The organism is Bradyrhizobium sp. LHD-71 (assembly GCF_031157255.1).
Taxonomy (GTDB): Bacteria; Pseudomonadota; Alphaproteobacteria; order Rhizobiales; family Xanthobacteraceae; genus P52-10.
Genome location: NZ_JAVIFX010000030.1, coordinates 77,736 through 97,754 on the forward strand (window position 1 = coordinate 77,736; position 20,019 = coordinate 97,754).

Annotated in this window: 20 protein-coding genes; 4 read left to right on the forward strand and 16 right to left on the reverse strand. The window is 62.4% G+C overall.

Annotation, left to right across the window (positions count from 1 at the left end; genetic code table 11):
- Positions 1 to 14: 14 nt before the first annotated feature.
- The 5 genes from RCO31_RS27800 to RCO31_RS27820 form a co-directional block, all read right to left on the reverse strand.
- Positions 15 to 632: an RNA polymerase sigma factor gene (locus RCO31_RS27800; RefSeq protein WP_308971611.1), complete on the reverse strand. Its 618-nt coding sequence runs from the start codon at positions 630 to 632 to the stop codon at positions 15 to 17.
- Between the two features lie 73 nt (positions 633 to 705).
- The gene (locus RCO31_RS27805) at positions 706 to 1,401 is read right to left on the reverse strand and encodes an STN domain-containing protein (protein WP_308971612.1); all 696 of its coding nucleotides are present in this window, start codon (positions 1,399 to 1,401) and stop codon (positions 706 to 708) included.
- Between the two features lie 78 nt (positions 1,402 to 1,479).
- Positions 1,480 to 2,355: an MBL fold metallo-hydrolase gene (locus RCO31_RS27810; RefSeq protein ID WP_308971613.1), complete on the reverse strand. Its 876-nt coding sequence runs from the start codon at positions 2,353 to 2,355 to the stop codon at positions 1,480 to 1,482.
- Between the two features lie 285 nt (positions 2,356 to 2,640).
- Positions 2,641 to 3,627, reverse strand: a complete 987-nt coding sequence (locus RCO31_RS27815; protein WP_308971614.1) for an MBL fold metallo-hydrolase — start codon at positions 3,625 to 3,627, stop codon at positions 2,641 to 2,643.
- A 211-nt stretch (positions 3,628 to 3,838) separates the two neighbouring features.
- Positions 3,839 to 4,360 carry a DedA family protein gene (locus RCO31_RS27820; RefSeq protein WP_308971615.1) on the reverse strand — a complete coding sequence of 174 codons (522 nt, stop codon included), beginning with the start codon at positions 4,358 to 4,360 and terminating at the stop codon, positions 3,839 to 3,841.
- 168 nt (positions 4,361 to 4,528) lie between these two features.
- Here RCO31_RS27820 and parE point away from each other — a divergent pair, with 168 nt between their 5' ends.
- Positions 4,529 to 6,592, forward strand: coding sequence for a DNA topoisomerase IV subunit B (parE, locus tag RCO31_RS27825; protein WP_308971616.1), 2,064 nt, complete (start codon positions 4,529 to 4,531; stop codon positions 6,590 to 6,592).
- A gap of 62 nt (positions 6,593 to 6,654) precedes the next feature.
- Positions 6,655 to 7,425: a glucose 1-dehydrogenase gene (locus RCO31_RS27830; protein WP_308971617.1), complete on the forward strand. Its 771-nt coding sequence runs from the start codon at positions 6,655 to 6,657 to the stop codon at positions 7,423 to 7,425.
- Between the two features lie 12 nt (positions 7,426 to 7,437).
- Here RCO31_RS27830 and RCO31_RS27835 read toward each other — a convergent pair whose 3' ends face one another.
- The 7 genes from RCO31_RS27835 to RCO31_RS27865 all read right to left on the reverse strand — a co-directional run bounded on the left by RCO31_RS27835 (position 7,438) and on the right by RCO31_RS27865 (position 15,075).
- The gene (locus RCO31_RS27835) at positions 7,438 to 8,400 is read right to left on the reverse strand and encodes an ABC transporter substrate-binding protein (protein ID WP_308971618.1); all 963 of its coding nucleotides are present in this window, start codon (positions 8,398 to 8,400) and stop codon (positions 7,438 to 7,440) included.
- Between the two features lie 9 nt (positions 8,401 to 8,409).
- Positions 8,410 to 9,234, reverse strand: coding sequence for an ATP-binding cassette domain-containing protein (locus RCO31_RS27840; RefSeq protein WP_308971619.1), 825 nt, complete (start codon positions 9,232 to 9,234; stop codon positions 8,410 to 8,412).
- A gap of 10 nt (positions 9,235 to 9,244) precedes the next feature.
- Entirely contained in the window at positions 9,245 to 10,051 is an 807-nt protein-coding gene (ssuC, locus tag RCO31_RS27845) for an aliphatic sulfonate ABC transporter permease SsuC (RefSeq protein ID WP_308971620.1), read from the reverse strand.
- Positions 10,048 to 11,223: an FMNH2-dependent alkanesulfonate monooxygenase gene (gene ssuD / locus RCO31_RS27850; protein WP_308971621.1), complete on the reverse strand. Its 1,176-nt coding sequence runs from the start codon at positions 11,221 to 11,223 to the stop codon at positions 10,048 to 10,050. Before ssuD ends, ssuC begins: the two co-directional genes overlap by 4 nt.
- On the reverse strand, positions 11,220 to 12,218 hold the full coding sequence (locus tag RCO31_RS27855) for a sulfonate ABC transporter substrate-binding protein (protein WP_308971622.1): 999 nt from the start codon (positions 12,216 to 12,218) through the stop codon (positions 11,220 to 11,222). Before RCO31_RS27855 ends, ssuD begins: the two co-directional genes overlap by 4 nt.
- Before the next feature lie 41 nt (positions 12,219 to 12,259).
- The gene (locus RCO31_RS27860) at positions 12,260 to 13,231 is read right to left on the reverse strand and encodes a sulfonate ABC transporter substrate-binding protein (protein ID WP_374991542.1); all 972 of its coding nucleotides are present in this window, start codon (positions 13,229 to 13,231) and stop codon (positions 12,260 to 12,262) included.
- A 338-nt stretch (positions 13,232 to 13,569) separates the two neighbouring features.
- On the reverse strand, positions 13,570 to 15,075 hold the full coding sequence (locus tag RCO31_RS27865) for a caspase family protein (protein WP_308971623.1): 1,506 nt from the start codon (positions 15,073 to 15,075) through the stop codon (positions 13,570 to 13,572).
- Between the two features lie 373 nt (positions 15,076 to 15,448).
- Here RCO31_RS27865 and RCO31_RS27870 point away from each other — a divergent pair, with 373 nt between their 5' ends.
- Positions 15,449 to 16,819, forward strand: a complete 1,371-nt coding sequence (locus tag RCO31_RS27870; protein WP_308971624.1) for a DEAD/DEAH box helicase — start codon at positions 15,449 to 15,451, stop codon at positions 16,817 to 16,819.
- A gap of 156 nt (positions 16,820 to 16,975) precedes the next feature.
- Positions 16,976 to 18,043: a GGDEF domain-containing protein gene (locus RCO31_RS27875; RefSeq protein WP_308971625.1), complete on the forward strand. Its 1,068-nt coding sequence runs from the start codon at positions 16,976 to 16,978 to the stop codon at positions 18,041 to 18,043.
- 86 nt (positions 18,044 to 18,129) lie between these two features.
- Here RCO31_RS27875 and RCO31_RS27880 read toward each other — a convergent pair whose 3' ends face one another.
- From RCO31_RS27880 to RCO31_RS27895, 4 genes are all read right to left on the reverse strand, one after another.
- Positions 18,130 to 18,552 (reverse strand): TfoX/Sxy family protein, encoded by a 423-nt coding sequence (locus RCO31_RS27880; protein WP_308971626.1) that lies wholly within the window; start codon positions 18,550 to 18,552, stop codon positions 18,130 to 18,132.
- 18 nt (positions 18,553 to 18,570) lie between these two features.
- The gene (locus tag RCO31_RS27885) at positions 18,571 to 18,948 is read right to left on the reverse strand and encodes an iron-sulfur cluster assembly accessory protein (RefSeq protein ID WP_308971627.1); all 378 of its coding nucleotides are present in this window, start codon (positions 18,946 to 18,948) and stop codon (positions 18,571 to 18,573) included.
- Positions 18,949 to 19,049: 101 nt separating this feature from the next.
- Positions 19,050 to 19,508, reverse strand: coding sequence for a VOC family protein (locus RCO31_RS27890; RefSeq protein WP_308971628.1), 459 nt, complete (start codon positions 19,506 to 19,508; stop codon positions 19,050 to 19,052).
- Positions 19,509 to 19,628: 120 nt separating this feature from the next.
- The gene (locus tag RCO31_RS27895; RefSeq protein WP_308971629.1) at positions 19,629 to 20,012 is read right to left on the reverse strand and encodes an SUF system Fe-S cluster assembly protein; all 384 of its coding nucleotides are present in this window, start codon (positions 20,010 to 20,012) and stop codon (positions 19,629 to 19,631) included.
- Positions 20,013 to 20,019: the final 7 nt, after the last annotated feature.

A 20,019-nucleotide genomic window follows, 5' to 3' on the forward strand; every position in this document is an offset into this window, starting at 1 on the left:
TGCCGGATATCCATTCACCCGTGCCCTCCCTGCTTTGGCTTTACCGGCGTGGAGGGAAGGTCGTGCGCTTGGTCCATAGACGTTTGAGACGACCCTGGCAGGAAATGACGTGTCGTATTTTTTTCAAGATGGGCTTCGCAGTGATCGAGGGCCCGGCGCAGCTCGATCCGGATCATGCGCGGACTGATGTCGAACCGGTTCGCAATGTCCTGCTGCGGCAGGCCCTGAACCCTTGCGGCAATCAGGATGTCGCGGGTGCGGACCGGCAAGGTCTGGATCGCCTGCTCGATGGCTTGCAGTTGAAGGCGCGCCTCAAGCTCGCGCGCCTGATCCGGTGCCGGATCGGGAATATCGAACGCAGCCAGCAGATCAGCGCGCCGCGCCCGCCGGCTCTCCATACGGCGGCGATCCGTTGCGATGTTGAAGGCCGTTCGCAAGACATAGCCGGAAGGGCTTTGGATCGGGGCGGCATCATCCTGGCGATGTAGCCGCAGCCATGTCTCGTTCAGGCTCTCGCTGGCAAGCTCTTCGGAGCCCAATCGACGAGCCAAGCGTGTCCTGAACTCGTCATATCGCTCGGCGAGCAGGTCCCGAAGCGCCGTCCAAGTCGTCTTGCCCATCAGCCCGCCCAAAGTGACGGCTTCCGTAACAAGCAAATGTAACAGTTGGACTACAATCGGCGCGCCGGGCCTTGTCGCCTTCCCCCTATGGATCGCCGCATTCCGGGCGTTGAAGCGGCGAACGGGGCACAATCGCCAGTGTGATCGGCTGGTTCATTCCGGGCGGGGGCCGTACGGCAATCTGCACGTCCCGCAATTGCGGGACGAATGATGCGTCGCGCCGCGCATCCCCCGTCGAGCCGAGCAATGAGGCGTGCCGAACCAGCCCGTCGGGGGCGATCCACAGTTGCAATGCCATCCGATAAGCACCCGGTCGCGTCTGGGCATTCCGGCACAGCGCATTCAAAATCCCCGACTGCAACGCTCCAAGAAATCGTGCATCCGGAACAACCGCAGAGGCGGCAGCAATACGATCGCGAGGTTCGGGAGCGATCGTAATTGCGTCAACGTCAGTGCGACGGCCGACAAGGCCTGTGCCGGACAGCAGCGCACGCAGCGCCGCTTCCGGCTCAAGTTTGCCCTTGACCGGAGCCGACATCTTTCCCGTTGCCAGCGACGTCTCATAGAGAACCTGCGTGCCGCTCGCGGTCGCGAAATCGCTCAACGCCGCCGCTAAAGGTTGTGAGGGAATATCAAAGGCGACTTCCTGAGCTCTCGGCGCAGGCTCACCCCCCTGTTGCGCGTGTGCACAGAAGCTGCCGCCTGCCAGCACGAGCGCAGCGAGAGCGGCGCCGCACAGCATCTGTACAGTTTGGCGCCATATCCCGAACGTCGACTTCATCATTGCCACGTGGTGGTGAAGCTCTCGCTGGTCATTTTAACCAAGATGCGGGATGCGCCCAGGTCCAGGAACGTCGCGTCAGCTCGCGAGCTTCACCGGAATCTTCAGGTAGTGCACGCCATTGGCGTCTGACGGCGGCAACTGGCCGGCGCGCATGTTCACCTGGATCGACGGCATCAGCAGCGCTGGCGCCGAAAGTGTCGCGTCGCGCGCGGTACGCTGTTTGACGAACTGGTCCTCGTCGATGCCGTCACGGACATGCGGGTTCTTGCGGCGTTGTTCGCCGACCGTGGTTTCCCACGCATAGCTGTCACGGCCAGGCGCCTTATAGTCGTGGCAAACGAAGATGCGCGTAGCTTCCGGCAGCGCCAGTACCCGCTTGATCGAGCGGTAGAGCTGGCGTGCATCACCGCCGGGGAAATCCGCGCGCGCGGTGCCATAGTCGGGCATGAACAACGTGTCGCCGACGAACAGCGCGTCGCCGATCCGGTAGGTAACACAGGCCGGTGTGTGACCTGGTGTGTACATCACCTCACCTTTCAGGCCGCCGATGGAGAAGGTGTCGCCGTCCTTGAACAGGATGTCGAACTCGGCACCGCTCCCGGAGACATCGTCCGCATTGAACACCACGCGGAAGATTTGCTGCACGTCACGGATGTGCTCGCCGATTGCGACCTTCGCCCCGATCTTCTCCTTGAAGTAAGGAGCCGCCGACAGGTGGTCGGCGTGCACATGCGTCTCCAGAATCGCGTCGATCGTGACGCCTTCGCGCTTGGCGAAATCGAGGATCTCTTCTGCGGCGTCCGTTTTCGCTTCGCCTGAGGCGGCATCGAATTTGAGCACCGGATCGATCACTGCGCCGCGCGAACTGGCCCCGTCCCATACGAGGTAGCTGACCGTATGGGTCGGCTCGTCGAAGAAGGCCTGTATCTTCAGTTCCGCTGCATCCGCCATCGTCACCTCACGGGAACATCGCCGGCGCGGCCACCTCTGTACGCTCGCCAGGGCCCGGCATCAAGTTCGTAGCTCGGGCCGCGTCGACGCAGGGGGGCCGCGCGTTCCGATTCAGTAATAGCATTGTCATTAAGCTCGTGGCCCGAATTTTGTTCTTCGCATACCGTCGACGGGCATCTTTGCGAAATATCAAAAGGCAGTGAGGGGCAGCGCAGGGTCCGCGCGAAACACGAAGGCCGCCTCCTCGGGCGGCCTTCGCACGGCTTCGCTTGGCTACGATATGCCTTACAGCACGGGCTGCCAGGCAACCGGGTTCGGCCGGTAACCGTTGCCGTCCTTCTCGATATGAGCGGCGGCCGGGAACGTATAATGGTAGCCCTGCACGATCATGCGATCGGTGGCCAGTTGGTCGTAGAGTTTGCGTCGCGTCTCTTCCGCCTTCGCGCCATCCATGTCGAACGACGCATGCCAGCCAGGATTGCGCGCGAACAGTTGCGGCAGGTTTGTCACATCGCCCTGGACCACGACGGTCTGCGAGCCTGAGGTGATCATGTGTGAGGTATGGCCAGGCGTATGGCCGTACGTCGCGATGCTCTTGATGCCGGGCACGATATCCTTGCCCGACTCATACTGCGTGACCTTGTCGCCAAGCGCTCCGAACACCCGACGGACGTTCTGAAATCCCGGCTTCAGCGGATCCGGGGCACGGCTCATGTTACCCTCGTCCATCCAGTAAGCCCACTCCGCCACCGGCACCATGACTTCCGCATTCGGGAAAGCCGGCTTGCCATCCGCGGTGACAAGACCTCCGATGTGATCGGCATGGAAATGCGAGATCGCGACGATGTCGATCGCCTTCGCATCGATGCCGGCCGCCGCGAGGTTGGTGTGATATTGACCGACCGCGCCCTTGCTCTGCTCATGGGCGGCGGGGCCGTTGCCGGAGTCGATCGCCACCAGCTTGGAGCCGGTGTTGACGACGACTGGATTGAAGAAGAACGAGAACTTGTCCTTCTCGAAGAAGGCTGCCTGAAGTGCTGCGTTGACCTGGTCCTTGGTCGCGTTCTTGACGAGCGTATCCGGCAGCGGGACGGTGCGGCCACCGTCGGTGACGACGGTGACTTCGATATCGCCGACCTTGTACCGATAAACGCCGGGCACCTGCTTCGCGACAGGCGGGGCTGAAGCCTTCGCGCGCATGGGCGCCAGCAGCGGTAGCGCCGCTGCCCCGGCGGCAACGCCCAGCGTTGAACGCCTGGTGAGATCTGTCATGAAATCCTCCCGATGATGGACAGCTTGAAGGGGATGTCGGACTGTCGTGTCCGCGCGATGACGGCAGGCTCCGACATTGCAAGGCAAACACCGGCCGCAGGGTCATATTCCATCTGGCCGCGCGGCGGATGGGCGCAGCGCGGCGCCTGGCTGTTGCGAATCATTCGCGAAAGTTGTGGGCGCCATCCGGCGAACATGACGTGCTGATCTTTCAGTGCATCATCATCTTCACGCCGAATGTGCCTGGCGCCAGCACGACAGCCGCCCACACGAACGCCGATGCGAAATTGGCAAACTGAAAACGCCAATACGGCATCTCGAAAATTCCGGCCGCCAGCGGCACGAAGGCCCGCAGCGGTCCGAAGAAGCGACCGATGAAGATGCTGGGCACGCCCCAGGCGCTGACGAAGTGCTCTGCGCTCGGCAGCAAATCCGGATAGCGCGACAAGGGCCACATCCGTGCGACGTCGTCCTTGAACTTGTAGCCGATCCAGTACGAAATCCAGTCGCCGAGCGCCGCGCCGATCGCACCGGCAATCCACACCGGCCAGAAGCTGATGCCGCTCGCGCCCATCAGGGCGCCGATGCCCACGAGCGCGGCCCAACCGGGAACCATCAGCGACAGGAACGCAAGCGACTCTCCGAAGGCCAGCAGGAACACAACCGGCGCTGCCCACGCCTGATGATCGCGCACGAAGTCGATCACGCTACGGACGATGTCTTCAAAACCCATTCGGCTCCCTTGCCCGCTTCCTCGGCGGACCTTTTGCTTAAAGCGGGAGCAAATCCTGATCAGGACGATGGAACTGCCCGGCCTCGGTCACATATATAGCGCCTTCCATGGCATAGTTAGAAATCACTGATTCGCGCGCTATGTCGCACCCAAGATACTTGAAGAACCATGCCCAAACCACTGAAAGCGGCCAAGAAAACAGATTCTGACGACCTGTTCGCCACGGCCGCGCCAAAAGCACGATCCACAGCCTCATCGTCGCGCGGGGCCGCCCGCGCGACCGGGGGCGAGGCCGGCTACACCGCGGCGGATATCGAAGTCCTCGAAGGTCTGGAGCCGGTCCGGCGCCGTCCGGGCATGTATATCGGCGGAACCGACGAAAAGGCGCTGCACCACCTGTTCGCCGAAGTCATCGACAACTCGATGGACGAGGCGCTTGCGGGTCACGCAACCTTCATCGAAGTGGAATTGAGCGCCGACGGATATCTCACCGTCTCCGATAATGGCCGCGGCATTCCAATCGACCCGCATCCGAAGTTTCCGAAGAAGTCCGCGCTCGAAGTGATCATGTGCACCCTGCACGCGGGCGGCAAATTCGATTCCAAGGTCTACGAAACCTCGGGCGGTCTGCATGGTGTCGGCGTGTCGGTGGTCAACGCCCTCTCCTCGCGGCTCGAGGTCGAGGTCGCGCGCAATCAAAAACTCTACAGGATGACATTCGAGCGTGGGCAGCCGAAGGGCAAGCTCGAGGACCTCGGCAAGGTGCATAACCGGCGCGGCACGCGCGTGCGCTTCAAGCCGGATCCTGACATCTTCGGGGCCAAGGCGACGTTCAAGCCGCAGCGCCTGTTCAAGATGGCGCGATCGAAGGCCTATCTGTTCGGAGGCGTCGAAATCCGCTGGACCTGCGATCCGGAGCTGGTGCGCGGCCTCGAGGACGTCCCGCCGCAGGACACCTTCCACTTCCCTGGCGGGCTGAAAGACTACCTTGCCGCTGCGATCCACGCCGACACGCTGGTGCATCCCGACATTTTCTCCGGCAAGGCCGGCCGCACCGGTGCGCACGGCGCCTGCGAATGGGCGGTCGCATGGACGGCGGACGCCGACGGCTTCATGTCCTCCTACACCAACACCATTCCGACGCCCGACGGCGGCACCCATGAGGCCGGCATGCGCACGGCCATGCTGCGCGGCCTCAAGGACCACGCCGAACGCGCCGGACAAGGCAAGCGAGCCGCCACGATCACGTCTGAGGACGTGATGGTGGGCGCCGCGGTCATGCTCTCGGTCTTTGTTCGCGAACCGGAATTCCAAGGCCAGACCAAGGATCGCCTTGCCACCGCAGAGGCCCAGAAGATCGTTGAACAGGCGATCAAGGACCCGTTCGATCACTGGCTCGCCGGCAATCCGGTGCAGGCCAACAAGCTGCTCGAGTTCGTGATCGAACGCGCCGAGGAGCGCGTGCGCCGGCGCCAGGAAAAGGAAATCGCCCGCAAAGGCGCGGTGAAGAAGCTGCGCTTGCCGGGCAAGCTGACCGACTGCACGATGGCCGGACAGGAAGGTTCCGAACTCTTCATCGTCGAGGGCGATTCCGCCGGCGGCAGCGCGAAAGCGGCACGTGACCGCACGACCCAGGCCGTCCTGCCCTTGCGCGGCAAAATTTTGAACGTCGCCTCGGCCGGCAAGGACAAGCTGACGGCCAACCAGCAGCTCGCGGACCTGATCCAGGCGCTTGGTTGCGGCACCGGAGCGCATTATCGCCAGGAGGACCTGCGTTACTCCCGCATCATCATCATGACCGACGCCGACGTCGACGGCGCGCATATCGCTTCGCTTCTGATCACGTTCTTCTACCGGCAGATGCCACGGCTGATCGACGAGAAGCACCTCTATCTGGCGGTGCCGCCGCTCTACCGGATCAGTCACGGCGGCAGGACGTTCTATGCACGCGACGAAAAGCATCGGGACGAGATCATCGCCAACGAATTCCGCGCCAATGCCAACGTCGATGTCGGTCGCTTCAAGGGGCTCGGCGAGATGATGCCGAACCAGCTCAAGGAAACCACCATGGATCCTACGAAGCGCACGCTGCTGCGCGTCGTGCTGCTGCCGGACGATCGCGAGGGAACCGCGGATTCGGTCGAGCGGCTGATGGGGGTGAAGGCCGAGCCGCGCTTTGCTTTCATCCAGGACAAGGCAGAATTCGCCGACGACGAACTGCTGGATGTATAAGGTCAGACACATCGCTTGAAGCGTTCGCGCGAGACGAACGCGAGGCGGTCCAGGGAGGGCTCATGAGCACGACCAGTTTCAGCCTCAAGGGCAAGACGGCCATCGTCACCGGCGGTAATGGCGGCATCGGCTTCGGCATGGCGTGCGGCCTGGCTGACGCCGGCGCAAACATCGTCGTCGCGGCCCGGGATGCGACGAAATCGAAAGCAGCGGTCGCCGACCTTGGTCGACGCGGCATCCGCGCCATCGCGGTTGCGACCGACGTGACGGACGCCGCCAGCGTCAAAGCACTCGTCGCGGCCACCAGCAAGGAATTCGGCCGCATCGACATTCTCATCAACAACGCCGGTACGAACATCCGCAAGCCGGTGCACGAGCTGGCGCTGGACGAATGGCACAAGGTGATCGAGACCAATCTCACCTCGGCTTTCCTGTGCTCGCAGGCGGTCTATCCGGAGATGAAAAAGGCGGGCGGCGGCAAGATCATCAATATCGGTTCGATGCTATCGATCTTCGGCACGGGCTTCGCGCCAGCCTACGGTGCGAGCAAAGGCGGCATCGTGCAGTTGACCAAATCGATCGCGGCGGCTTGGGCTGGCGACAACATCCAGGCCAACGCCGTCCTGCCTGGCTGGATCGACACTGAACTGACACGCGGGGCGCGCGAGCAGGTGCCGCAACTGCATGACAACGTTCTGCACAGGACGCCGGCAAAACGCTGGGGCACGATCGACGACATGGCGGGCGTCGCCGTGTTTCTCGCGAGCCCGGCTTCCGATTTCGTCACTGGCACGGCGATCCCGGTGGATGGCGGGTTCTCGGCGCTGGGCTGACACTCAGCCTCCCTATTGGCCGGGTGCTGTATCCTTCACCGCTTGTTCGATCGCAGCGTTGAATGAGGGATCGACAATCGCCTTTGCGTCGAGCTTCTCCTTGATGAGTCCCGCCCTGGAATAAAGGTCGATCGTCGACTGCTCGTCGGTGATAACGCTCTCGTCCACCGGTGCGATGGCGATCTTCGCCCGCTTGAACCATTGCAGCGGCACCTCCTTGGGGATCCCCATGAGCTTGCCCCAGGTCTCGGCATAGCTGGCGACGTTCACCGGCGACTGAGCCCACGCGCGCGCCAGCGTCAACCGGCGAACGAAATCCTCGAGCAGCAGCCGCTTCTGGTCGATCGGCTCTGGCCGCGCCACGAGAAAGCTCAAGCCTGGTGTCAGCCCCTGGCCGGTAATGATCCGGCGTGCGCCGAACAGCACCTCCTCCTGACTGACGTAGGGTTCCCAGGTCGACCATGCATCGATCGAGCCGCTGGAATAAGCGACTTTGGCGTCCGACGGCAAAACGAACACGAGTTGTACGTCGGCCGCCGTCATGCCGTGTTTTTCCAACGCCGCCAGCAACAACTGATGACCGACCGAGCCTCGCCCGGTGCCGATCTTTTTTCCCTTCAGGTCGGCAAAGCTCCTGATTTCCGAATCCTTCGGAACGAGGATCGCCAGTCCTTCGCGCGTCTGGCGGATCGCGGCGATGGCCTTGACCGGCACCTTGGCTGCCGCGGCGAAGGTGAACGGCGCATCACCGACGAGCCCGACTTCGATCGCATTGGCGCCGAGCGCCTCCAACAGCGGCGCTGCCGCGACGAATTCCTTCCACTCGATCTTGTAAGGCAAGTCGCTGAGAACCCCGGCTGCCTCCATGACCGCACGGGCGTTTCCTTTCTGATCGCCGACGCGAAGGCTCGGTTGTGCGGCGGCCTGCGCGATCGCGGAGGCCAGCAACGCAATCGTGACAATGAGCTTTCTCATGTGTTCCCTTTAACCCAGCAGCTTGTCCAGGATCTCGCCCTCGAGCGCTGCAATTTCGGCAGATCCGCGCTGGCGCGGCCGCGGCAAGTCGATCGCGAGGTCGAGCGAGATCCGCCCCTCCTCCAACACGATCACGCGATCCGCCAGAGCGATAGCCTCGGCCACATCGTGGGTGACCAGGATCGCAGTGAAACCCTGGTCACGCCAAACCCGTTCGAGCAGTTGCTGCATCGTAATCCGTGTCAGCGCGTCCAGTGCGCCGAGCGGTTCGTCGAATGCGAGCACCTGCGGATTGCTGACGAGCGCACGCGCCAGCGCGACCCGCTGCTTCTGTCCGCCGGAGAGCACGCCTGGCCATTGCGCGACCTTGTCGGTCAATCCGACCTCAGCCAGCGCGGCTTTGGCCCGCGCGCTGGCGTCGTGCTCCTTGCGCGCCGCCCCGAGACCAACCTCGACATTCGACAGGACCCGCGCCCAAGGCAACAGCCGCGGCTCCTGGAACATCACGCGGACGTTCACGGACGCGCTGGCCGGATCCTGTTCGAACTCGAGGCTCCCGCCATCGTAGGCATCAAGACCGGCGATCAGCCGCAGCAGCGTGCTCTTGCCGCAGCCGCTGCGGCCGACGATCGCGACGAACTGGCCGGGGGGAATACGCAAGTCGACGCCGCGCAAGACCTGGTTGCTGCCGAATGCCTTGCGCAGACCGCGAATGTTCAGCGTCACGCCCTTGACCGCGTCATGGGGTCGGGGCGTCACCAGGATGGCCGGCGTCGCCGGCTCGAGTACCGGAATCGATTGAGCGAGGGCCGCCGTTACGTGATGAGCCGTCATCTCACACCTCTCAGTGCTTCTGGAAGGATGGGTGCCACGATAGCGTCAGCCGTTCGAGCAACCGCGAGATGCTGTCGGCGAGCTTGCCGAGCAACGCGTAGATCAGGATGCTCAGGATCACGACGTCGACCAGCATGAACTCGCGCGCCTGCATCGCCATGTAGCCGATGCCGGACGACGCTGCGATGGTCTCAGCCACGATCAACGTCAGCCACATGATGCCGAGCGCAAAGCGCAGGCCGACGAAGATCGACGGCAGCGCACCCGGGAAAATCACGCGACGGAACAGTTCGCCACCGGTCATGCCGTAGCTGCGCCCCATTTCGATCAGCTGCGGATCCACGGTGCGGATGCCGTGCAGCGTGTTGAGGTAGATCGGGAAGAACACGCCAAGTGCGACCAGAAACAGTTTCGCCGCCTCGTCGATGCCGAACCAGAGGATCACAAGAGGGATCATGGCAAGGTGCGGGACATTGCGAACCATCTGCAGCGTCGTGTCGGTGACCCGCTCGCTCAGCCTCGACAGACCGTTGGCAAGGCCGAGCGAGAAGCCGATCGTGCCGCCGATGGCAAAGCCGGTCACCGCGCGCCAGAAACTGACCCAGATGTTCTGCGCCAGTTCGCCGGTCTGCAGCAGCCGCCAGCCGGCAATTGCGACGTCGCTCGGCGCCGGCAGCACCCGTTCCGGAATGAAACCGGCCGCAGATGCCGTCTGCCAGACGATCAGGATCGTCAGCGGCAGAATCCAGGAGATAAACGCGTCAGCCTTCGGCAGACGGAGGCTACGGACGCGTGGGAGGGCTTCGGTAAGGCTCATGGTTGCGATGCCTGCTTGGCGAGAGGACGATAGTCGTTGGCGATGGTCTCGCCGAATGGACCGGTGTTGACGCGCAACGGCGCAATGTTGCCGTCGGACGCGCGGCTGAGATGAGGAAACACCAGTTCGGCAAACCGATACGCTTCCTCGAGATGCGGATAGCCAGACATGATGAAGGTATCGATCCCGAGCGACTGATATTCCTTGATGCGTGCAGCGACGGTCTGCGGATCGCCGACAAGCGCGGTGCCGGCCCCACCGCGGACGAGCCCCACCCCGGCCCAGAGGTTGGGGCTGATCTCCAGCTTGTCGCGGCGGCCGCCATGCAGCTTTGCCATTCGCTGCTGCCCGATCGAGTCCATCCGTGCGAAGATCTGCTGGGCGGAGGCAACGGTCTCGTCCGTCACGTGCGAGATCAACTCGTCGGCAGCTTTCCAAGCCTCCTCGTTTGTCTCGCGCACGATCACATGCAGGCGGATACCGAATGATACTTTGCGACCACGTTTTGCGGCGACTGCCGAGACATGATTGATCTTTTCGGCGACTTGCGCGGGTGGTTCGCCCCAGGTGAGATACTTATCGACTGTATCGACAGCGACACCGATGCCTGCGTCCGACGATCCGCCGAAGTAGAGCGGCGGCCCACCGGTCTGGTGCGGCGGAAACAGCAACCTGCCATCTTCGATGGCAATGTACTTGCCTCTGGCGTTGACTGTTTCACCCTTGAGCAACGCCCGATAGACCTCGAGGAATTCGCGCGTCACTTCGTAGCGTTCATCATGCGACAGGAAGATGCCGTCGCCCCTGTTTTCCACCGGATCGCCGCCGGTGACGACGTTGACCAACAACCGTCCCTCGGAAATCCGGTCCAGCGTCGCGGTCATGCGCGCGGCCACGCTTGGCGATTGCAGTCCCGGCCGCACGGCGACGAGGTAGCGAAGGCGGCGTGTCAATGGTACGAGCGCGGAGGCGACGATCCATGAATCCTCGCAGCTGCGCCCCGTCGGCAGAAGCACACCGAAGTAACCAAGCTGATCAGCGGCTTGCGCGATCTGGCTGAGATAGCCGAGATCGACGTGCCGCCCGCCCCGGGTGGTGCCGAGATAACGGCCGTCGCCGTGGGTCGGCAAGAACCAAAGGATGTTGACGGGAGATGCCTGCACGCTGTTCATGAACCTGACCTGCTTATTGCATCGGAGATGTTGATCCTCTTCGGCAGCAACCGAAGCTCGAAGAACGTATCGGCGATCCGCTGCTGCTCGGCGATGACGGCCTCGTTGATCGGCCGAATGCCATAACTCTGCCGCGTCAGCGCGAGCTCCAGCACCGGCACCGGCAGGCCCACTGAAGGGCTGAGCCGCTCGGCAACGGCCTTGATGTCGCTGCTGGCCCAGGCATCGACCTCAGCGAGCTCCTTGAGAACAACGTCGATCACCTTCGCGTCGCTGACGGCGAATTTGCGGGACGAGAGGTAAAACTGATGATTGGCGACGACTCCCGTGCCGTCTGCCAGCGTTCTCGCTTGCGTCGCTAACTCGGCAGCTGCCTGAAAGGGATCCCAGATCACCCAGGCATCGACCGAACCACGTTCGAATGCCGCACGCGCATCCGCCGGCGCAAGGAAGACCGGCTCGATGTCGGAATAGTTGACGCCCGCTTTCTCCAAGGCCTTGACCAGCAAATAGTGAACGTTGGATCCCTTGTTCAAGGCAATCTTCTTACCCTTGAGATCTGCAACTGACGCCAGCTTGCTGTCCTTCGGCACGAGGATCGCCTCGCCCTTCGGCGCCGGCGGCTCGTAAGCGACATAAACCATCGGCGCGCCGGCAGCCTGCGCAAAGATCGGCGGCGCTTCGCCCGCATTACCGAAGTCGATCGCGCCAACGTTAATTGCTTCCAAGAGAGGTGGACCGGACGGAAATTCCGTCCATGCCGCCCTGTAGCCGAGCGGCTTCAACTTTTCGTCCAGCGTGCCCTTGCTCTTCAAGAGCACCAGCTTGCCGTATTTCTGGAAGCCAATGCGAACGACCTTCTCTTGCGCCAGCGCTTCGTTAGTGCCCGCGATCATTGCGAGCGCCGCAACGAGGCTGACGGACAGAAGACATACAAAGCTCGCCAGCGGAGATGCGATGATCTCCGAAAGTGTAGCCATCCGATGCGCGGTCATGCGCTTGCCTCTTCTTTCATTTTTGGATGCATTGCTCGCGATCAGCCCTGGGCTGGCTTCCAGACGATATCCCGCACCGCGATCGGCCTAGGAATGAGGCCCAGCTTGTGGAACCGATCGGCAACGCCTTGTTGCGTTTCGATGATGTCGTCGGTGATCGCACCGATCAGAAAGCTCGCCCGGTCCGCGGCAACGGTCTGGATGTCGAGCGGAACCCCTGTCACGTCAGCCAGCGATTTCGCGACGCTGCCTCGATTGGCTTCGGCCCAGATCGCCGCCTCGCCGATCTTGACGATCACCTCGGCAAGGGCCGCCGGTTGATGGCGGGCAAAATCCCGGTTCGCGATGAAGAACGAATTCGACTTCGTCACCTCGTGCGCGTTGATCAGGATGCGTCCCTGCTGCCGCTTCTCGCCGATGGCAAAATAGGGATCCCACACCGCCCAGGCGTCGATGCTGCCGTTGGCGAAGGCCGGTCCTGCGTCCGGTGGCGTCAGGTAGATTGGCGTGATGTCGCTGTACGTCAGCCCCGCCTTTTCCAGCGTCTGCACCACGATATTGTGGGCACTCGACCCCTTGGTGAAGCCGACGCGCCTGTTTTTGAGATCGGCGATCGTGCGGATCGGCGAATGCTGCGGAACGAGGATTCCCTGCCCGTTAGTGATGCGCTGGCCAGCGGAGTAGACAATGTTGGCGTTTGCGGCCTGTGCAAAGATCGGTGGCGAGTCGCCGACCGCGCCGAAATCGATGCTGCCGACGCTCATGGCCTCGAGCAACGGCGGCCCCGACGTGAACTCGACCCATTTGATGTTGATTGCCTTGGTTGCGAAGTGCTTCTCGAGCACGGCCTGCTGCCGCGCGATCACCAGCACACCGGTCTTCTGGTAGCCGATGCGGATTTCCTTCAGAAACGATGATGGCGGCACGTTTTGCGCGTGCAATTGCGACGACGCTCCGACAAGCGCCGTCGTAGCGAACAGACGTTTGAGAAAGTCGCGACGTATCACATTCATCTCCGCACTCGGCGCGCCAGAACCCGCCGGCTGTGAGGATGATGGGATCAACGCTCGGTCGGCCGCAAGGCATCGGCAAAAATAACGACGCACATGCTTCGAGCTGACGCCGATGCGAGCGAAACTTTCTAGTCGGCTTGAGCGACGCGAACAGCTTCTGCTCGCGCCAGGCGTCGCAATCGGCCGACATCAGGAAAATTCTCTTTCGCGTGACTCGCGAAGAACAATCCCAATGCGATTTGTAGATCCACAGAAGCGCGGAAATTATTGTTTCCAGCCCGGCTCTTGGTCAACAGCAACCGCCTCGCCCGGGCAAGAAACGCAAAACAACATCCTCCTCAGCGCCGGTAGTTCCGCAGCTCCGAAAGGCTCCCATCCTTGAAGGTCAGCTCGACGGAAACCGATTTCGTGTTGGCCGGCAGCTTCAGATAGGGCGAAACGTTTCGCGGGATCGCATGCGGTTCCTTCATGTCACATGGCGGCAGCTGGATCACTTTGTCGGGCACGGTCGTGTCAATGCCGATCCGCACTTGACGTATCGCGCAGCGATACGAGACGAGATGGGTGTAGTAGATCATCAGCCCATTGTACTCGCGGAATGACAGCCAGCTGGAGGCTGTCATGTCGAGGATCTTGCGCTGGTCGCGGACGAGCGCGGCTTCAGGATCGAAGCGGATCGGGAACGGGCCTTTCAGATCCCCGTTGGTGTCGATATAGCGGACATAGATCGTCTGGGTCGGCGTGTCCGCATCCAGCTCTGCGGACGAGTTCGGAATGCGCTTGCGGGTGCGCGGATCGAGCGCATCCATGAAACCGGTTTCCTTGAAGTCACCGCTCTCGCCGAGCCGCCAGGAAATCCCAAGCGCCGGATCGGCGATCGAAAACACCACCGTCCATCCGCCGTTGTGGCGCGAGAAGCTCGCGATGGGCGCGTTGGTGCTTTCCAGAGGATCGATCAGTTTCGGCGCGGTCATCACCGGCGGCAGCGCGGCGACCTGCTGCGCCTGCGCCGGCACAACATCGATCTTGCGGTTCGGGTCGACCGGTGCGCCATTGAGGACGACGTCACCGACAATCTGGTCGTAATAAGCCGGCGTCTGGAGATGGCGGATGCCTTGGGCCAGATCGCGCACCTCCGACTGCGTGCGCTTGGCGATCTGCACGAGGTTCAGTCCCGGCTCGACAAGCGTCTTCGCGAAGTTGCGTGTGAACACCGAGTTCGGATTGTTGTCGTCGTGCGACAAGCGATCCAGCGCGGTCTGTTTCGCGCCCGCCGAGTAGATGACGAACACGCCTTCCGGCGGCGTCATCGCTGCAAGACCCCCGCTGCCTGACAGCGCACGCGTGCCGCCGCGCTCGAACGGATTATTGCGGCAGGCATCGAACACGAAGATCGCCGTTCCGGCGCCACGGTTCTGGACGCGGCTGATGATGCGTTCGGCGGCGATCGCGCCGTCGCGGATCAACTCCTCCTGGCCCACGGTCGCCGACGACACATCGATCGGAAGAAGGTAGTTTTCACCGCCAATCTCGAAGCCGTGCCCGGCAAAGAAGAAGAACGCCGTATCGCCCTTCTCGATCATGCGATCAAAGGCCAGCAAGGTTTCGCTCAAGCCTTTGCGGTTCTGGTTCTCGGCAACCAACACGGTGAAGCCGAGCTTCTTCAGCGTGTCGTTCATCGTGTGAGCGTCGTTGACCGCCTTCTTGAGCTCAGGGATGTTCGCGTAATGGTCGTTGCCGATGACGAGCGCGACGCGCTTGCCGGCATCTGCCCTGTCGACGAACGAGCAGGCGGCAAGCGCCATGACCGACGCAAGGATCGTCCTGACCCAACTTCTCCGCATGAATGTCCCCTGCCCGCCAGCGCCAAATCGGCCTGGTATCCTCGCATTATTCCACGACACAATAGTCTCGTCGGTGATTTCGCGGTTCATTTCGGCGGCAGCCGGCAGCACCGCCGAGGCCCCGAATCACCCAAAATGAGCGATTTTGCCGGCAAATATTAAGCTTTTCTGATCCTCCAGACCCCTGAAACGATTGACTTTGGCCAATTCAACCCTATGTTCCGGGCACGAACGCGGCCGGATTCGAATTGCTCGAGCGAGCCGCCTGTCAGCGTCATTTTTGCTCCCCGTGCCCGAAGAAGCGTGCCGTTCCGGGGTCGAGCCTGACAGAACGCCCAAAAGAATCCGAACGGCGGTTCCGACTAGAGGTTGAATGTCCTTTTCCAATCTTGGCCTGTCCGACAAGGTCCTCGCGGCGGTTGCCGCCGCCGGTTACACCCAACCCACCCCGATTCAGGAACAGGCGATCCCCCACGTCCTCGCGCGGCGCGACGTCCTGGGCATAGCCCAGACCGGCACCGGCAAGACCGCGGCCTTCGTGCTGCCGATGCTCACGCTGCTTGAGAAAGGCCGTGCTCGAGCCAGAATGCCACGCACGCTGATCCTGGAGCCGACGCGCGAGCTCGCAGCCCAGGTGAAGGAAAACTTCGACAAGTACGGCGCCGGACAGAAGCTCAACGTGGCGCTCCTGATCGGCGGCGTCTCCTTCGGTGACCAGGACTCCAAATTGACACGCGGCGTCGACGTGCTGATCGCGACGCCCGGACGCCTCCTCGACCACACCGAGCGCGGCGGCCTGCTGCTCACCGGCGTCGAGCTGCTCGTCATCGACGAAGCCGACCGGATGCTGGACATGGGCTTCATTCCGGACATCGAGCGCATCTGCAAGCTGGTCCCGTTCACCCGCCAGACGCTGTTTTTCACGGCGACGATGCCGACCGAAATCCGCCGCATCACCGAGACGTTTCTGCACAACCCACAGAAGGTCGAAGTCTCGAGACCGGCGACGACGGCCGCAACCGTCAGCCAGCTCGTTGTCGCTGCAGGACGCGAGTCGCACCAGAAGCGCGAGCTGCTCAGGCAGCTGATCCGCTCCGCATCGGATCTGAAGAATGCGATCATCTTCTGCAATCGCAAGCGCGAGGTGGCAATTCTTCACAAATCGCTGGTGAAGCACGGCTTCGGCGCCGTGGCATTGCACGGCGACATGGACCAGCCGGCACGGATGGCAGCACTGGAGCAGTTCAGGAAAGGCGAGATGCCGCTTCTGGTCGCTTCCGATGTTGCCGCCCGCGGTCTCGACATCCCCGACGTCAGCCACGTCTTCAATTTCGACGTTCCCCATCACCCCGACGACTACGTCCATCGCGTCGGCCGCACCGGCCGAGCCGGACGTTCCGGCACCGCGATCTCACTCGTTTCTCCAGCCGATGAAAAATCACTTGCGGCGATCGAGAAGCTCACCGGACAAGAGATCCCTCGCTCGGCTGAACACGCTGCACGGCCCAGCGAGACGGCCCACGACGAGCACGCAAGCCGAGAGGCGCCACGCCGCGCCGGCCGCCGCAAGTCCTCGGGCAAGTCCTCCAAGAGCGAAGCACCTGCCAAGCGGCCGTCCTCACCGACGTCGGCGCCGAAGCCGGTCACGTTCGGACGTGCACCAGAGCGGCACGATCGCTCGGAACCCGCAGATCATTCCCACCTGCCCGCCTTCCTGCTGCGGCCGATCCGGGCCCGCGCGTAACCCGGGCTTCCGCGCCGGATTTTCCAGATACCGACAGCGATTGCCGGTATCGCGTTTACCCCCGATTCACTCGCGTCACTTACGGTTGTCCGACCATTTATTTCACAATTTTTAGAGTGGCTCGGGCACCGCAGCCTGATCCAGGGACGAAAGCTTGTGATCGGACTGCTCAACGAACACGAACGGACCATGGCGTTTGCCGAGGTCGCCCTGGGACAGATCAAGTCACTGCGACAGACCGCCGTACCGCGCAATTATGAGATTTGGTACGTCTACGCGACCGGTTACAACCCCGCGCTGAACAAGATCATCAACGAGACACTTGCCCGCGCCGGCACGCTGTCGGAAGCGGATCTCGAGCAGATCTACGACACCTATCTCTCCCAGCTTCGAGCCAGCGACAGGATCGATAAGGTCGGTTCGCGCGTGATCAACGAAATCGACGACGTCATGGCGCTGGTCAACGAGGCGATGGGCTCGACTGCGAACTATGGCCAAAGCCTTGCTGGCGCGAGCGAGAGGCTCGCAGCCGCTAGCGACCAGGCATCGGTTCGCGCAGTGGTGGAAGGCCTGATCAAATCCACCCGTGACATGCAGGTGCAGAACAGATCGCTCGAAGAACGGCTCGCCGCCTCCAAGGTCGAGATCAACAACCTGCAGCATAACCTGGAGGTAATCCGCGCCGAGAGCCTGACCGATCCCTTAACCTCGCTCGGCAACCGCAAATACTTCGATCGCGCGCTGCTCGAGGCGGTGCGCGGTGCACGCGAGCGCGGCGAACCGTTGTCACTGGTGATGTTCGACATCGATTACTTCAAGTCGTTCAACGACAATTACGGCCATCTCACCGGCGACCAGGTGCTGCGGCTGGTGGCGATGGCGCTGAGGCAGAACATCAAGGGGCAGGACATCACGGCGCGCTATGGCGGCGAGGAATTCGCGGTGGTGCTGCCGAACACGGGTCTGCGCCAGGCGCTCACCGTCGCCGACCACATCCGCCGCGCCGTGATGTCGAAGGAACTGAAGAAGAAGTCGACCGGCGAGATCCTCGGCCGGGTGACGATCTCGGCCGGTGTCTCGATGCTGTCGCCGTCGGACGACGCCGATACGCTGATCGAGCGCGCCGATGCCTGCCTCTATGCAGCCAAGCGAAGCGGCCGCAACCGCGTGATCTGCGAGGCCGATCCGGAATATTCGGTCGAGATGCAGATCCAGGTGGCGTGACCCGTCTTCGCCCTTGCGGGCTTCGGCGCGGCAAGCCCGCTATTCCGGGCGCCGCGAAGCAACCCAGTTCAAGGCCCCGACTGCGTTCATCGCGATGACGCCGCTCGCTGCTTTACCGGTTTCTTTGCAGCCTTGATCGGCTTGCGCTTCGCTGCCCCACTCTTTCCTCGCTTTGTCTTCGCGAGCTGGGCGCGGTGGGCGACAATGACGGCGGCACGGGTCCAGTCAGCGAGTTCGTCAGGGTCGTCGTAGAGGCGATCCGGCAGCCGCCAGAACGAGTTGACGGTGACGGTCTTGCCGCTGTGGCGCTGGCTGTAGCTGAACGGCTTGCAGCCCTCAGCTTCGAATTGCGGGATGTTGGATTCGTCGGCCTTGAAGTAAAGCTCGCCGCCGCGCAGCACGAGACAGAAGCAGACGCCTTCCGCATAGAGCCCGAAGCCGGAGAACATTCGCTTCAGTTGAATCGGGCCGTATGCCGAGAACAGTTCGGCGATCGCGTCCCGATCCATCGGCCAGGTCCCTAGATTTCAGGCAGGAAGCTTGGCCGGCGTGATCGCGACCGACTCGCCGCAACCGCAGGCGCTGGTCTGGTTGGGATTATTGAAGACGAATGTCGCGGCCATCCGATCGACCTTGAAGTCCATCTCGGTGCCGAGCAGGAACAGCACGGCCTTCGGATCGACCAGCACCTTCACGCCCTTGTCCTCGACAATCTCGTCGCTGGCCTTGATCTCGTCAGCATATTCAACGGTATACGACATGCCGGCGCAGCCGCCGTTCTTAACACCAACACGCAAGCCCGCGATCGGCTTCTCGGCGCGCTCGGTCAGGTCGCGAATCCGCTCTGCGGCGGCGTCGGTCAGACGCATCACCTGGGGCCGGGGTCGGAGTGTTGCCGTCGCCATTTTGGTCCTCTCCGGCCGGGTTCAAGGGCCCGGCAAAGTGGTATGCGCTTAAAATAACAATGAAATCCGTCAAGTGAAGCCCTGTCGGGCTGGATTTCCTCTTAGTAGATCTTCCATGTTCCGCGGGTTACCAGCTCAAGCAAGTGGTTGTCGGGGTCGCGAAAATAGATGCTGTGGCCGCCACGCGGCCAGGCTGTTCGCGCTTCGATGGCCACGCCTTTGGCCGTCAGGCGCTGCTCCCATACCGGCAATTCGTCAGACGCTACGCCAAATGCCAGATGCAGCGGGCCGTGCCCGTCATGGGGCGGAATCGTGCCTCCGGGCAGCTGCACGGTGTCGAGCGTCGCTCCACGCAGGAAAACCAGAAACACGCTCTGGCCGCCGATGTCGTAGGCCCGAAACCGGTCGTCGCTGACCATGACCGACAAGTCCATCACCTGTTCGTAGAAGGCGGCTGCGCGCGCGAGATCACCAACGTAGATCGCCGTTTCGATCACGCGCTCCAGAACCGGCGCTCGTGCGCTCGATTGGGCGTTCGTATCAGGATCGCTGCCAGTCATCGTTCGAACGCCAAATCCAGATAACGAGCTACAAGCTTTTGCTAGTGCCGCTTGTCGATTTCAATGACCTGCATGAGATGTCCGCACGGTGCAGGACCTTCAAATCGGCGGCACCAGGCGTCACCACATGTTCAGGACAAGCCGTGCCTCGTCGGACATCCGGTCCGGCGTCCATGCCGGCTCCCAGACGATGCTGATGTCGACCTTGCCGACGCCGGGAATACTGGCGACCGCATTCTCGACCATGGTCGGCAGCTCCTCGGCCGCCGGACAGTTCGGTGTCGTCAGCGTCATTTCGACCGCAACGCTGCGGTCGTCGCGGATATCGACCTTGTAGATCAAACCGAGTTCGTAGATGTCAGCCGGGATCTCCGGATCGAATACCGTCTTCAGCGCCGCGACAATGTCGCGGGTCAGACGCTCGGTCTCCTCTGCGGGCAATGCCGAGGTCTTGGCGACGTCGGCACGAATGGCGCCTGCGTCGGCCGCCGCGGTCGCTTGCATGGAAGGG